This is a genomic window from Ornithinibacillus bavariensis (assembly GCF_018333235.1).
GTDB lineage: Bacteria > Bacillota > Bacilli > Bacillales > Amphibacillaceae > Ornithinibacillus > Ornithinibacillus bavariensis.
The window spans coordinates 126827-141262 of sequence record NZ_BORP01000004.1; the positions used below are offsets into that span (position 1 = coordinate 126827).

Below are 14436 nucleotides of genomic sequence, written 5' to 3' on the forward strand. Positions count from 1 at the left end.
TTTCATGGACAGACACAAGACACGCTTCGACGACATAGTGTGTTTATATAGGCTAAAGCCCAGCCTAGGCAGGAGGTGTATGTGTTTGTCCGGAATCATGAGTGTCCTTGCATTGCTAATCAAGGAAGCGCTATTCTTTGTCTCTTACGTAAAAAATCACGCATTCCCACAGCCCCTCTCATCACAGGAGGAAGCAAAATATATTGAGGAAATGCAAAACGGGAGTGAAGAAGCAAGAAATAAGCTAATTGAGCATAACTTAAGACTTGTCGCACACATAGTTAAGAAATTTGAAAATACAGGGGAAGATATGGAAGACTTAATCTCTATTGGTACCATAGGATTGATAAAAGGAATCGAGAGCTTCTCTGTTGGAAAAGGAACGAAACTTGCTACTTATGCAGCACGCTGTATCGAAAATGAAATATTGATGCATTTACGGGCTCTAAAAAAAGTTAAAAAGGATGTTTCTTTACATGACCCTATAGGGCAAGACAAAGAGGGAAATGAGATAAGTTTAATCGATATTTTAGAAGCTGAGAATGAAAATGTTATTGAGTACATCCAATTAAATATGGAAATCGAAAAAATGCAGGATTATTTTTCCATTCTAGATAAACGCGAAAAGGAAGTAATTATTTATCGTTATGGATTGAATAATAAGAAAGAATTAACCCAGCGAGAAATCGCTAAAAAACTAAATATTTCCAGAAGCTATGTTTCCAGAATAGAAAAGCGGGCTTTAATGAAAGTCTTTCATGAGTATTACCGTAAGGAACGTAAAGGATATCAAAATTAGCCAATAGTTAGCACATGGCATTCGCATAGATTGAGCGAGTGCCATAATTATAAAAATTATAAAAAAGAGATATAAGGGCAACCCTTACATCTCTTTTAACATATGCATAATCATTTCTGAGGCATTTTTAGCAGCTTTTTCTAAAAAGGCATCAAAGGATATTGACGATTCCTTTCCTGCTATATCCGAAAGTGCACGAATAACTACAAATGGGCAACCATATTGGTGACATACTTGTGCAATCGCAGCTGCTTCCATTTCTGATGCTATCATGTTCGGAAATTTGCTACGAACATCCTTGACGCGTTCTGGATCCTCCATAAAGGAATCACCTGTTGCGATTAAGCCAATTTCACCGTTTATGTCTATCGTTTCAATTGAATGAATGGCACTTTTTACTAAATCTGGATCTGACTTAAATGTTGGAGGCATTCCTGGTACTTGTCCATATGCATAGTCAAAGGCAGTCACATCAACATCATGGTGAACAACCTCAGAGGATACTACAACATCTCCGACCTCTAAGTTTGAGGAAAAACCACCTGCGGAGCCTGTATTAATAATACAGACTGGTGAAAATCGTTCTAATAAAATGGTAGTGCTCATCGCTGCATTTACTTTTCCAATACCTGATTTAAGTAATACAACATCCTTGTTGTTTAATTTGCCTTTAATAAATAGACTATTTGCTATCGTTGTTTCCTCTTTATCTGTCATTTCATTTTTTAATAGCTCAATTTCTTCATCCATTGCTCCGATGAGTCCAATTGTCATGATGATTTCCTCCCGAAATAGTACTATACGTCTTATTTTTTATCGTTATTCTTTAGTCGTTCAACTAATGTAGGCTGCCATCCTTGATTATCAATCCAGCTTATATATACACGATATATCTCTGATTCGGCTTTATTAGTTACGGTTCCTATTGCCTTTTGGTCTCCGCCATTTCCTATGAACCAGGTAATCATATCCCCTTCTGCAAGTCCTGTAGCTAATCGAATAGCCTGCTCCATTTCCTTCCAATCTTGAGAGTCATCATCAAATTGGGTGGTATGTGGTCCTGTTTGATTGGTACCGATTGGGGACCAGTTTGCTGTATATGCCTCTATGACATTATCACTACTATCTATTGGATTTGCTGGTTCTGTTTCTACATTTTCATTTGCAAAACTTTCATCAGTTTTATCTGTATCATTTTCATTGGATTGCGATGATTCTTCTTGGTTTTGAGAGGAGTTTTGTTCTGTATCCTCAGTTTCATCATCCGTAGTACCTGCGTCGTTATCTGCTGTCTTATCGTCTACAGTTGTTTTAGGTGCTGCAATATCATCTTTTGGTTCTTTGTCAGGTCCAAAAATCCATAAACCAATGAGAAATACAACAAGAAAACTAGCAACAATGATTAATGTAGAGATTAGCTTTGTATTTTTTCGTCTTTTTTCAAATTTATTAACTCGACTATTTCTATCAAAACTACTCATTTCCTCTTCCCTCCCTATGTATACCTTATTATAGTACCATAAATTATATGCTACTAATTATATCAAATACGTTACCATCTATGCTTAAGAAGATATTCTTGCAAGACGTGGTAGAGAAAATTGAAAAGCGGGGTATTCCCCCGCTTCTAGTGTGTTATTCAACATTTACTATTTTTACCTGAATCTCTCCACCAGGAGTTGCAACCGATACTTCTTCACCAACCTCATGGCCTAATAAGCTTTTAGCCATTGGAGAGTCATTGGAAATTTTCCCTTCAAATGGATCTGCTTCTGCACTACCTACGATTGTATATGTTTCTTCTTCACCGTCTGGTAATTCCTTAAAGGTAACAGCTTTACCTAGTGACACCATATTAGGATTTAAATTATCATTTTCAATAATAACGGCATTGCGGATCATTTTTTCTACCTGAGCAATACGAGACTCAACAAATGCTTGTTCATCCTTTGCTGCATCATATTCAGAGTTCTCAGAGAGGTCACCAAAACCACGCGCGACTTTAATTCTTTCTACTACCTCTTGTCTGCGTTCTGTTTTTAAATAGAGAAGCTCTTGTTCTAATTTCTCTTTCCCCTCTTGTGTCATATAATAACTTTTTTCTACAGCCATTAAAAACAACTCCTTTTTCTATCTACTGCTAGATCAAGCTATTTATTAGCTTGGCAATATAAGTACTAAAAAATATAGCCATTTTAAAAGTATACTATCCATAACTATGGCAGAAATCACCTTAATTTTCAATACTTTTCTTCAAACTATTTTCATTATTTTTTGACAATATCTTTTCGATTTTTGTCGCCATGATATCAATTGCTACATGATTTTCTCCGCCTTCAGGAATAATGATATCCGCATAGCGCTTTGTCGGTTCAACAAATTGGAGATGCATTGGACGTACCGCATTTAAATATTGATCGATTACAGAATCTAAGGTTCTTCCTCTCTCTTTAATGTCTCTCAGTAATCGCCGGATAATGCGCAGATCAGCGTCCGTATCCACAAATACCTTTATATCCATTAAATCGACTAATCGCGGATCCTCTAAGATAAGGATTCCTTCTAGTATAATAACGTCCTTTGGTTCTACTAATATAGTCTCTTTTGATCGATTATGGACTTTGTAATCATATACCGGCTTTTCGATTTGCTGACGATTTAATAATTTATGTACATGTTTAATTAATAAATCATTATCAAATGCCAATGGATGATCATAATTTGTCTTTAATCTTTCTTCAAAGGGTAAATGACTCTGATCTTTATAATAATAATCTTGTTCAATTACAAGAATTGTTTTGTCACTAAATTGCTGGCAGATGGATCTTGTTACAGATGTTTTACCACTTCCACTTCCACCTGCAACACCTATTACTACTGGTTTATTTTGCATTCCTATTCCCCTTCCTGATTATTTTCTATAACTAATTGCTACTCCATCACCAATAGGTAGTATTGTTGTTATAAACATTGGATGATTTGCCAGCCATTCATTATACACTCTTATTTTTTCAACCATTTTGGTATAGCGAGGATGCTCAAATGCTGGATCCATTACATACCCTCTAAATAGTACATTATCAGTAATAATAAATCCATTTTTTGCGAGTAGTGGTGCTGCTAATTCAAAAAAATTTTTGTATTGTCCTTTTGCTGCATCAATAAAAATACATTCAAAAGTTTGCTCAGCATCTGCCAATTCGACTAACTTATCAAGTGCATCCCCGTAAAGCACATGAATACTATCTTGTTTACCTAATTTCGTTATATTTTCAATTGCTTCCTGGTAACGTACATCATCTCGTTCTATTGTGGTAATGGTTGCTTCAGGGCAAGCCTCATTCATTCGTAAGGCGGAATAACCGATTGCTGTACCGATTTCCAATATCCGTTGTGGTTTATTTAATCGAATTAATTGCATAAGAAAGTTAATTCCGATTGGATCCATAATCGGAATACGGTCTAATTTAGCCTTCTCTTCAAGTTCTTTCACCCATTTATCAGACTCTGGTAGATGTCTTAGTAAATATTCCTTTGAATGTTCTTCCATATTATAACCCTCATTCGTACTTATCCTTATAGGATGTATAGTTTATGCAAAAATTACACTATCTAATTATAAGCCACTGTGCTTTTACCAAAAAAACGGGAAATGTGAATATTACTTCACACTTCCTCCAAGTTTATTTAATGTATTCAGCTTTATAAGCATTATGCTCCTCTAGTGTCTTTGAATAGTAAATATTGCCTTGTCCATCATGCAAGAAATAATAGTAATCGGTTTCTTCTGGGTTGATTGCCGCTTCTAATGCATTCTCAGAGAAATTAGAAATTGGTCCAATTGGTAATCCATTAATTCGATACGTGTTAAATGGCGACTCTACTTTTGTATCAGAAATTAATACCTTGGCCTTATGTCCACCAATTGCATATAAAACAGTCGGATCCGTTTGTAGTCGCATTCCAACCTTTAAGCGATTATAGAAGATACCTGAAATTTTCTTACGTTGATCCTCCGTAACTGCTTCTTTCTCTACTACAGATGCCATCGTAACTGCTTCATGAATAGATAAGTCTTTTTCATCAATAGCATTTAAGTACTTGCCAACCACTTCTTGAGATTTATCCAGCATATTTTCTATAATTAATTCTATTGGAGGATTTTCTTCGTAGAAATCATATGTTGCTGCGAATAAATAACCTTCTAAGGAATACCTTAATTCTGGGTTTAAAATATCCTCCGTTAATATTGGGTATTTCTGCATTAATTGCTTAATGTACTCTGGATCACTTGCTTTATCAATAAAGTCCTTTTCCTTCATTGGTAATTTCTTAGCATATATAGCTGCAATCTCTTCAATCGTTAAACCTTCAGGAATGGTCACCCGGTAAACAGGTTCCTTAATAATACGTCCATTTTTTAATGATTCAATAATTTGGTCATAGGTCATGGATTTCGTAAACGTATACTTTCCTGCCTGAAACCCCGATTCATTTTTAAACTTTATATAAAAGCGAAATATAAGTCCATTTTTAATGATATCATTCTTCTCTAATATATCCGCAATATTAGAAGTCGAGGATCCCATAGGAATTTCAATCTGAACCCCTTTTTCATTTCCTGGGTCTACTGGCTTGAGAGCAGATTTAACGTATAAAAAGCCAGAAATTCCACCAATTATTAGGATAATTAAAAGACATGAAATCACAATTGCTACTACCTTTCGTACGGTACGAGCTTCTTCTCCCCTAGCAATTAAATTATCTTTAAAACTACCCTTATCTTTTCTATTAGACATAGTCATACCCCTCTCATCCGCTATATTATACTAAAAAAAGACATGATGTGCTAGGAGTTTATAGTAGCTAGTGATAAGGAAGGTAGAAAATAAATAGCAGTGCTCTTCTGAGTATTTCTCAATAGTTCTCAAAAAAATAGTAAGTGCAAGCTTACTGCACCTACTATTCCCATTTCTATAATTTTTATTATTCGCTTAGCTCTTCCTCTTCAGCTAGCGTATTAAGCATTTCTTCAACGATTTCCCATTCTTCATCTGACTCTATAGCAAATAGGGACAAATCATCGTCATCTTTTTCCTCATAACGGAAGGCATACACTTCTACTTCTTCATCATTGACTTGTTCTGCCGGTACTACTGCAATATAGGAGCTCCCGGTATCTTCGACGTCAAAGGTAAACAATACTTCAAATAAATTTTCAACACCATTTTCGTCTGGAATGATGATGCGCTCTTTTTCTTCAATAGCCATTAAAATCATTCTCCTTTTCATTTTTGGTCTAGATATCCCTGTAAAATCATCATAGCGGCCATTTTGTCAATTACCTTTTTTCGTTTTTTTCGACTTACATCCGCTTCAAGTAATACTCGTTCTGCTGCCATGGTTGTCAGCCGCTCATCCCATAATACAGTAGGTAGTTGATGTACCTTTTCAATATGATCTGCATATCGCATGGAAGCTTCTCCACGTTCCCCTATGGTACCATTCATATTTTTAGGTAGCCCTACAATAACCTTCTCTATTTTATGTTCTTCGATGATTTCTTTCAATGGTATATCTGCAGACTCTATACTATTTTCATCCCATTTAATCGTAGTTAATCCCTGGGCTGTCCATCCCAGTTCGTCACTTACGGCGACTCCGATTGTTTTGGAGCCAACATCCAACCCTAATATCTTCATCTATCGATCCATGGATTGCTTTTCTAGATAGTATTTAACAAGCTCTTCGATTACCTCATCACGTTCAATTTTTCGGATTAAATTACGTGCATCGTTATATCTTGGAATATAAGCCGGATCGCCCGATAGTAAATATCCAACAATCTGGTTGATCGGATTATAACCTTTCTCTTGAAGTGCCTCATGGACAGTAAGTAGTACTTCTTTTATATCTCGATTAAATGGCTCTTCCGAAAAGTTGAATTTCATTGTTTTATCGATTGAACTCATCACGACACCCCATTCCACATTTTACCTCTAGTTCTATTCTAACATGTTTGGAAGATATATTATAATATTTTATTTGATAGAATGAAGACTATTCTCTATAAAATCATTAAGTGCGGTGATTTATTTATTGTTGCTACGTGTGCTATTGGGAAAAATATGTCTTAGTTAATTAATTTCATACAACTTTGTCTAAAAATATTTGTCAATGCGATGCGATGTGAACCCCTACCGAAAAACGTCTACTTAGACAGTACATATTTTTTTCAAAAACACTCTATTTAACAGATTCATTCACATAGTCTTTTACATATGCTAGTGCAGCTGGAATTTTAGTTGCATCTTTTCCACCAGCTTGAGCCATATCAGGACGTCCACCACCGCCACCACCACAAAGCTGGGCTGCTTGTTTAATTAAGTTTCCTGCATGTAAGCCTTTGGCCATTAAATCTTTGGAAACCCCTGCTGCTAGCTGCACTTTTTGATCATTATCGGTTGCTAATAAAATGATAGCAGAACCTAGCTTTTGCTTCAGATCATCAACCATAGCGCGCAATTGATTCATATCTTTCACATTGACCTTTTGTGCTAAGACCTGAATTCCATTTACTTCTTCTACTTGGTCAAGAATTGAAGAAGCTTCTAGATTAGATAGCTTTGCACTTAAAGAGTCATTTTCCTTTTGCAATGCTTTCATTTCATGGAAAAGTGATTCCACACGGTCGACTACCCTTTCTTCATTGGTTTTTAATAACTGGGCGGTTGAATGTAATACTGCTAGTTTTCCAGAAAGGAATTCAAAAGCATATTTGCTAGTTACTGCTTCAATGCGACGAGTGCCTGCCCCGATACCCCCTTCTGAAACGATCTTAAACAAACCAATTTCAGACGTATTACGAACATGACAACCACCGCAAAGCTCTAAGCTGTACTCACCAATGCGAACAACACGAACGATTTCTCCATACTTTTCACCAAATAGAGCCATCGCACCCATTTCTTTTGCTTCCTGCAGATTTTTATAGGAAATATCCAGTGATATTGAGTTCCATATTTTTTCATTAACAATATGCTCAATTTGTTCTAGTTCTTCTTTTGTTACAGCATTAAAATGAGAGAAGTCAAAGCGTAATCGTTCGGGTGTAACTAGTGATCCTGCCTGATTGACATGTTTACCTAATACATCCTTTAATGCTTGATGTAGTAAATGTGTTGCTGTATGATTTTTTATCGTTAAGTTGCGTAGTTCTTCCTCTACTTCAGCCTGTACAGTGTCCCCAACATGTAATTCACCATTGTCAATAATTGCAAAATGGATATTTTGTTGCTTCGGTGACTTTTGAACATTGTTCACCAATGCCTTTCCTGTGTGGGAGGAAATTATGCCGTGATCTGCAATTTGTCCACCGCTTTCCGCATAGAAAGGAGTTTCTTCTAAAAAGATTAGCACCTCATCCCCAGCACCTGCAACGTCTACGAACTCACCATCTTTTATCATTGCAGCAATCTTTGTTTCTATACGTAATGTATCATACCCAACAAATTCGCTCTTCATGTCCAACTTTCCTAAAACTTCATCTTGTACATGCATGGAATCTACTTTTTGTCTTGCGTTTCTTGCACGTTCCCGTTGTTTTTCCATTTCAGCTTCATAGCCAGCTTCATCTACAGTAAACCCGAGCTGTTCTACATATTCTGTAGTCAATTCTTTTGGGAATCCATACGTATCGTAAAGGCGAAACACTTCTTTTCCAGGAAAAATGGTGGAACCTTTTTCCTTTTCCTTCTCGATAATAGCCGTTAAAATATCCAGTCCCTCATGTAATGTCTCATGGAAACGTTCTTCCTCTACTTTTATAATGCTAGATATAAAATCAGCTTGATTTAATACGGTTGGGTAAAAATCCTTCATGATTGTTCCAACCGTTTCAACCAACTCATACATAAATGGCTTTTCAATACCAATTTCTTTCGCAAAACGAACAGCACGACGAATTAATCTTCGTAGGACATAACCTCTTCCATCATTAGAAGGAAGTGCACCATCACTAATTGCAAAGCTAACTGTTCGGATATGGTCAGCAATAACTTTATATGCTGTGTCACTTGCTTTATCAACACCATACTTAACATTTGCTAATTCTTCTGTCTTCTGAATAATAGGCATAAATAAATCTGTCTCAAAATTAGTTGGGACATCTTGAATAACCGATACAATACGTTCTAGCCCCATACCTGTATCAATATTTTTCTTTGGTAGAGGGGTATAAGTGTCATCTGGGTTATGGTTGAATTGAGAAAATACTAGATTCCAAACCTCCAAATAACGGTCATTTTCTCCACCCGGATAAAGCTCTGGATCGTCAGGATTATTTCCGTATTCTACACCACGATCATAGAAGATTTCAGTATTCGGACCACTAGGGCCTTCACCAATATCCCAAAAGTTCTCCTCTAGACGAATAATCCTATCCTTTGGAATGTTTATATCATTTAACCACATATCATATGCTTCATCATCCTCTGGATGGACCGTTACAGATAGTCGTTCAGGATCCAGTCCCAACCATTTGTCACTTGTTAAAAATTCCCAAGCCCATTCAATCGCTTCTTTTTTAAAGTAATCACCAATAGAAAAGTTACCTAACATTTCAAAGAAAGTATGGTGTCTTGCGGTATACCCAACATTCTCAATATCATTGGTGCGGATTGACTTTTGTGCATTCACAATGCGGGGATTTTCTGGAATCACTCGTCCATCAAAATATTTCTTTAATGTTGCCACACCACTATTAATCCATAGTAATGTTGGATCATCCTGTGGAACTAATGACGCACTAGGCTCAACCTTATGTCCTTTTTCCTGAAAAAAATCAAGATACATTTGTCTGATCTGAGCAGATGTTAATTGTTTCATTACATTTTCCTCCTTTTTATGTAAACCGTAGTATGGCTATTAGTCGCTACCTGAGTATCCATAATCCTCAGGAAAAATAAAAAATCCCCTCTCTGCTCTAATGCAGGGACGAGATTATTCGCGGTACCACCCTAATTATGAACCATTAAAATGTTCATCACTCCAGCATGATAACGGTATGAGACCGACGGGGATTAGCCCGTACTCTGGTTTAGCTTTCCATGGTTCTTATTTAGAATTTCTTTCAGCCTAAGGAAATTCCTCTCTTTAAATCGAGTGCCATGTACTCATAACCTTCAACGTGATAATTCATATAGATAGCGATATTATAGTTAACTTTTAATCAAAAGTCAATGTTCACGAATCATGATATAACTATGCTTTATTACTACCTTTAAAACAGTTAAAGCAGGAACAGCAAGTATCATACCTAATACGCCACCAATTTTTCCGCCTAGCAATAAAACAAATATAATCACAACAGGATGGATACGCGTGCTCTTCCCCATAATATATGGTGATAGGAAGTTGCTTTCAATTAATTGAATAGCAAAAACACTTATTAGAACAAAGACAACCATTTTCCCGGATACGGTTATGGCAAGTAAGACAGCGGGAACTGCACCAATAATTGGGCCAAAGTAAGGAACCATATTCATTAGCCCCATAAAGATAGCCAGTAAAAGTGCATAGTTTAACCCAAGTAATTGGAAAATAATATAAGTGGTTATTGCGACAAAAAGACAAATTAACAGCTGACCACGAATATAGTTACCTAATCCTTCATCGACAGCATGCACTAGATTACTTGAGGCTTCTTGGTATTTTCTCGGAATGAATCGCTTTGTATATTCTTTTATTTTCTCATAGTCCTTTAAAAAATAAAAAACCAAAACTGGTATTACAGTCAATATAATGATAAAATCAAATATTTTTGTAATACCACCAATTAACTTTCCAATCGTTGAATCGATCGACTGCTCAACAGCTTGAATCGTTTCATCCATTTTGTCGTGTACGGTCTCAGGTAAAAAAGAGGTTGATTCATATACTTGATAAATTGCATCTTGGTACATTGCAACTAATTGTGGCAAGTATTCATTTAAGTCCCTTAATTGTAAGACAAATGTAGGGTATACACGATAAATGAGATAACCGAACCCTCCAAAAAACAATAGATAAATAAATAATATAGCAATACTTCTCGGAATATTGTAAGCGTTAATTTTTTGAACAATTGGATATAACAAGTAGGCGATTAGGCATGCGATGAGAAACGGTGCCAGTAAATGCCAGATAAAAGAAAAAAAAGCTTTATAATAAGGAAAAAGCTTTACTAAAAGAAAAATAAAGAGAAATACAAAGATTCCCGTAATAATCCAGTAGAGAAAATTAGTTGGTTTTTTTTGTAAAAACATATGGTACACCCCTTAGCATGAGTTTCTAGTTCGAACTAAAGGATTACCATTCTACCTTTCTCTCTTCCTCCGTAAATAAATCATTCAAGGAGCTTAGGCTTCCATCTGCTTCTACTTGATGAACCGTTAATTCATTACCTGTAACAGACATTTCTACAAAACAATTCCAACAATAGAATTGCTGGGTACCAATTTTTCCGATATCTTTACTACTACAATTTGGGCATTGCATTAACATAATATCTCTCCTAGTAAATATGATAGGTATTATGTTATGCTTTCCCGTTTTTCCCAAAATATACCTAATCACATGAAATCATATGGAGAAATATCTTCTTCTTCAATCTTATTATTATTTTGGGAGATTGGCATCTCTAGTAATCTTTCAGAAAGTTGTTCTTTAAGCGATGTAAAGCGTTTATTTGTATCTAATTTTTTAATACCGTGTAGAAATGCTTGTTTTTCACCACAAATTATTAAGGATTGCTTTCCCCTAGTAATTGCTGTATACAGAAGGTTTTTCCGAAGCATTCGGTGATAAGTCGATACGACTGGCAGAATGACAATAGGAAATTCACTGCCTTGTGATTTATGAATAGAGATACAGTAGGCATGCATTAAATTAATATAATCTTTACGTTCGTACACTACCTCTCGATCATCAAACGATACGACAAGCTGTTCGACATGGTCTGTGTTCTCATCTTCTTCAAAAATCGCTACAACCTCGCCGATATCACCATTGAATACTTGATCCTCTGGTTGATTAACAAGCTGGATAACTTTATCACCAACTCTTAAAACAATATCATTTACTTTTACTTCTCTTTTTCCTTTACTTTTTGGATTAATTAGATCCTGTAGAGCTTTATTAATTAATGTAATACCTGCCTCTGTTTTATACATTGGAGCAAGCACCTGAATATCTCGTACATCTAGACCTTTTTGTATCGCTTTTTCAAAAACTTGGGTGATTACCTTGACAACATGGTTCTCACGACAGGCAATAAAGCTAAAATCCTTGTCATTTTGCAATAGGTCAATATTACAACTATCATTTTTTATTGCATGTGCTAGTTGAATAATTTTAGAGCCTTCCTTTTGCCGATATACTTCGTGTAGACTAACCTTAGGTATTCGATTATTTTCAAGCAAATCACTTAGGACCTGCCCAGGGCCAACTGATGGAAGCTGATCTTCATCACCAACAATTAGAACCTGCATATCGTTTGGGATAGCTTTAAATAATTGGTTGGCCAGCCATATATCCACCATTGAAAACTCATCAATTATTAAGAACTTCCCATCGAGTTGATCATGCTCATCCTTCTCAAAACTCTCACTACCATTCCATCCTAAAAGTCGATGAATTGTCAGTGCAGGAAGGCCTGTAGATTCGTGGAGTCGTTTTGCTGCTCTTCCAGTTGGTGCAGCTAACACAAATGGAAAATCTGCCCGATGTTCATAGGAAGTTGGATCAATAGATACACGGTGAATTTTAGCATATGCCTGAATAATACCTTTTATAACAGTGGTCTTTCCCGTCCCAGGTCCACCAGTTAGAATCATCAGCTTCGATTTTAATGCTTGTTCAATGGCATGAAACTGCTCTTTTCCATAGCTTAAAACCTCTTCTTCTTCAATATCACCGATGATTTTCATAAGGTCGGCTAGTGTTGTCTCCTCTTCGATTTGATTAGAGACTAGACGCTGAACACTAGATGCAAACCCGTCCTCAGCATAATATAAGGAAGGTAAATAGACGTTTCCATGTTGAAGGATAACCTTCTTTTCTTTATTTAATTCGGAAAGCACATCCGTTATTTGCTCTTCAGATATTGCTTGTTCTGGGTTCCTTAGTATTACTCCAACCTCTTGGAGGCACTGTGCTAAAGGCAAATAGACATGTCCATCTTGTACACTACGTTGCAGGATATAGATACATCCTGCTCCAATCCGGTTTGGGTTAGATAACGATTGTCCATTCTTCTTCGCAATCATATCTGCTGTTTGGAACCCGAAACCCTCGATATCGAACACAAAACAATAAGGATCTTTTTGTAACAAGTCTATTGTTTCGTCTTTATATTTATCATAAATCTTTTGAGCCATTCTTAATCCGATATTATACTTAGCTAGATAAACCACTACATGTTCAAAGCCTTGATTTTCCTGTAAAGTTTTTACGATGGTCTCTCGTGCCTCTTTTTTTAATCCCGGTACTTCCGATAGAATGTTAGGGTTATTTAAGATTTTGGAAACTGCTGTTTCCCCCAAATGCTCGACTATTTTTTTTGCTGTTTTTTTTCCGATTCCATAGAACATATCACTAGATAAATAGGAAATAAGTCCTTCTTTTGTATCAGGAATAACCGTATGATAGGATGCTACACTAAACTGTATCCCAAATTTAGCATGTCGTTCCAGTTTTCCAAAAAATTGATAAACTGTTCCTTCCTGCAAACTTGAAAAATAACCCTTCACCACAACTTCCTTCTCGTTGTATTCTAAATTGGTCCCATGTACTTTAACCTTCGCAATGGAGAAATGCTCGATATCATTTTGGAAAATAGTATAAAGGAGCTCTCCTTTTATGAACTCCGAATCTATATTTTGATTATCCTCCATTTTCTATCCCTCACATTCCAGTCTCCTTGGAATTTAATGCTTCTTCGGCTATTCGTTTCCCATTCGCAGCAAGCACATGCGTAGGTTCATTTTCTAATGCCTGGTTAAAATATTCTAATGCTTTTATCACATCTTCTTCAAATAGAGAAATTACTCCTAAATTATATAAAGCATCACAATGTTCACTATTGATATTTAGCACAGTGTGAAACACTTCTTTTGCATCCCCTAATAACTCACTCTGAGCTAATGCAAGTCCGTATTGGAATAAGACTTCTTCATCCTCAGGGGATAACTCTTTTGCTCTAAGTAAATATGGGAGTGCAAGTTTGAATTGTTGCTGATTTTGATGAGACATACCAAGCATAAAAAATACATCCGCTTCCTCAAGACCATTTTTAATTGCATGTAAAAAGTTCTGCTGTGACTTTGGATAATCTTCTAGCTCATAGTAAAGGTTACCCAGTCCATAGTAAGCTGTTGCAGACTTTTCATCTAGCGAAAGAGCCTTTTCGAAAAAGCTCTTCGCATGATCCATATCACCTAGATGTAAAAGTAAATTCCCGAAATTGATAAATCCTAAAGGATCAGCTGGATTTTCTTCAATGTAATCATTAAATAATCTTGCAGCTTCCTCGTATTTGTGTTCCTTCATTAAAGCTACTGCACTTGCAATCTTGCTCATTTTTTTACTCCTTTATTAAC

The 14436-nt window shown here is 36.1% G+C and carries 15 protein-coding genes and 1 other annotated feature; of the genes, 1 reads left to right on the forward strand and 14 read right to left on the reverse strand.

Annotated features, from left to right (window positions below):
• Positions 1-85 precede the first annotated feature (85 nt).
• The gene (gene sigK / locus KI338_RS11260) at positions 86-799 is read left to right on the forward strand and encodes an RNA polymerase sporulation sigma factor SigK (protein WP_212921102.1); all 714 of its coding nucleotides are present in this window, start codon (positions 86-88) and stop codon (positions 797-799) included.
• A gap of 84 nt (positions 800-883) precedes the next feature.
• Here the strand turns inward: sigK and mtnN are convergent, their stop codons facing one another.
• From mtnN to KI338_RS11330, 14 genes are all read right to left on the reverse strand, one after another.
• On the reverse strand, positions 884-1573 hold the full coding sequence (gene mtnN, locus KI338_RS11265) for a 5'-methylthioadenosine/S-adenosylhomocysteine nucleosidase (protein WP_212921103.1): 690 nt from the start codon (positions 1571-1573) through the stop codon (positions 884-886).
• Positions 1574-1605: 32 nt separating this feature from the next.
• Positions 1606-2280, reverse strand: a complete 675-nt coding sequence (locus tag KI338_RS11270) for a YrrS family protein (protein ID WP_212921104.1) — start codon at positions 2278-2280, stop codon at positions 1606-1608.
• A gap of 154 nt (positions 2281-2434) precedes the next feature.
• Complete coding sequence (gene greA, locus KI338_RS11275) at positions 2435-2911, reverse strand: transcription elongation factor GreA (protein ID WP_212921105.1); 477 nt, start codon at positions 2909-2911, stop codon at positions 2435-2437.
• Positions 2912-3032: 121 nt separating this feature from the next.
• A complete protein-coding gene (udk, locus tag KI338_RS11280; RefSeq protein WP_212921106.1) occupies positions 3033-3692 on the reverse strand; it encodes a uridine kinase in 660 nt (219 codons plus the stop codon).
• Between the two features lie 18 nt (positions 3693-3710).
• Entirely contained in the window at positions 3711-4349 is a 639-nt protein-coding gene (locus KI338_RS11285; RefSeq protein WP_212921107.1) for an O-methyltransferase, read from the reverse strand.
• A gap of 133 nt (positions 4350-4482) precedes the next feature.
• On the reverse strand, positions 4483-5598 hold the full coding sequence (gene mltG / locus KI338_RS11290) for an endolytic transglycosylase MltG (protein ID WP_212921108.1): 1116 nt from the start codon (positions 5596-5598) through the stop codon (positions 4483-4485).
• A gap of 187 nt (positions 5599-5785) precedes the next feature.
• Positions 5786-6070 carry a DUF1292 domain-containing protein gene (locus KI338_RS11295; RefSeq protein ID WP_212921109.1) on the reverse strand — a complete coding sequence of 95 codons (285 nt, stop codon included), beginning with the start codon at positions 6068-6070 and terminating at the stop codon, positions 5786-5788.
• 17 nt (positions 6071-6087) lie between these two features.
• Positions 6088-6501 (reverse strand): Holliday junction resolvase RuvX, encoded by a 414-nt coding sequence (ruvX, locus tag KI338_RS11300; RefSeq protein WP_212921110.1) that lies wholly within the window; start codon positions 6499-6501, stop codon positions 6088-6090.
• Entirely contained in the window at positions 6502-6771 is a 270-nt protein-coding gene (locus KI338_RS11305) for an IreB family regulatory phosphoprotein (RefSeq protein WP_212921111.1), read from the reverse strand.
• A 274-nt stretch (positions 6772-7045) separates the two neighbouring features.
• Positions 7046-9685 carry an alanine--tRNA ligase gene (alaS, locus tag KI338_RS11310; protein WP_212921112.1) on the reverse strand — a complete coding sequence of 880 codons (2640 nt, stop codon included), beginning with the start codon at positions 9683-9685 and terminating at the stop codon, positions 7046-7048.
• 101 nt (positions 9686-9786) lie between these two features.
• Positions 9787-9994, reverse strand: a binding site (T-box leader).
• A 41-nt stretch (positions 9995-10035) separates the two neighbouring features.
• A complete protein-coding gene (locus KI338_RS11315; protein WP_212921113.1) occupies positions 10036-11103 on the reverse strand; it encodes an AI-2E family transporter in 1068 nt (355 codons plus the stop codon).
• 43 nt (positions 11104-11146) lie between these two features.
• Positions 11147-11335 (reverse strand): YrzR-like zinc ribbon domain, encoded by a 189-nt coding sequence (locus KI338_RS11320; protein WP_212921299.1) that lies wholly within the window; start codon positions 11333-11335, stop codon positions 11147-11149.
• A 74-nt stretch (positions 11336-11409) separates the two neighbouring features.
• Entirely contained in the window at positions 11410-13731 is a 2322-nt protein-coding gene (gene recD2 / locus KI338_RS11325; protein WP_212921114.1) for an SF1B family DNA helicase RecD2, read from the reverse strand.
• A gap of 10 nt (positions 13732-13741) precedes the next feature.
• Positions 13742-14416, reverse strand: a complete 675-nt coding sequence (locus KI338_RS11330) for a tetratricopeptide repeat protein (RefSeq protein WP_212921115.1) — start codon at positions 14414-14416, stop codon at positions 13742-13744.
• Positions 14417-14436 lie beyond the last annotated feature (20 nt).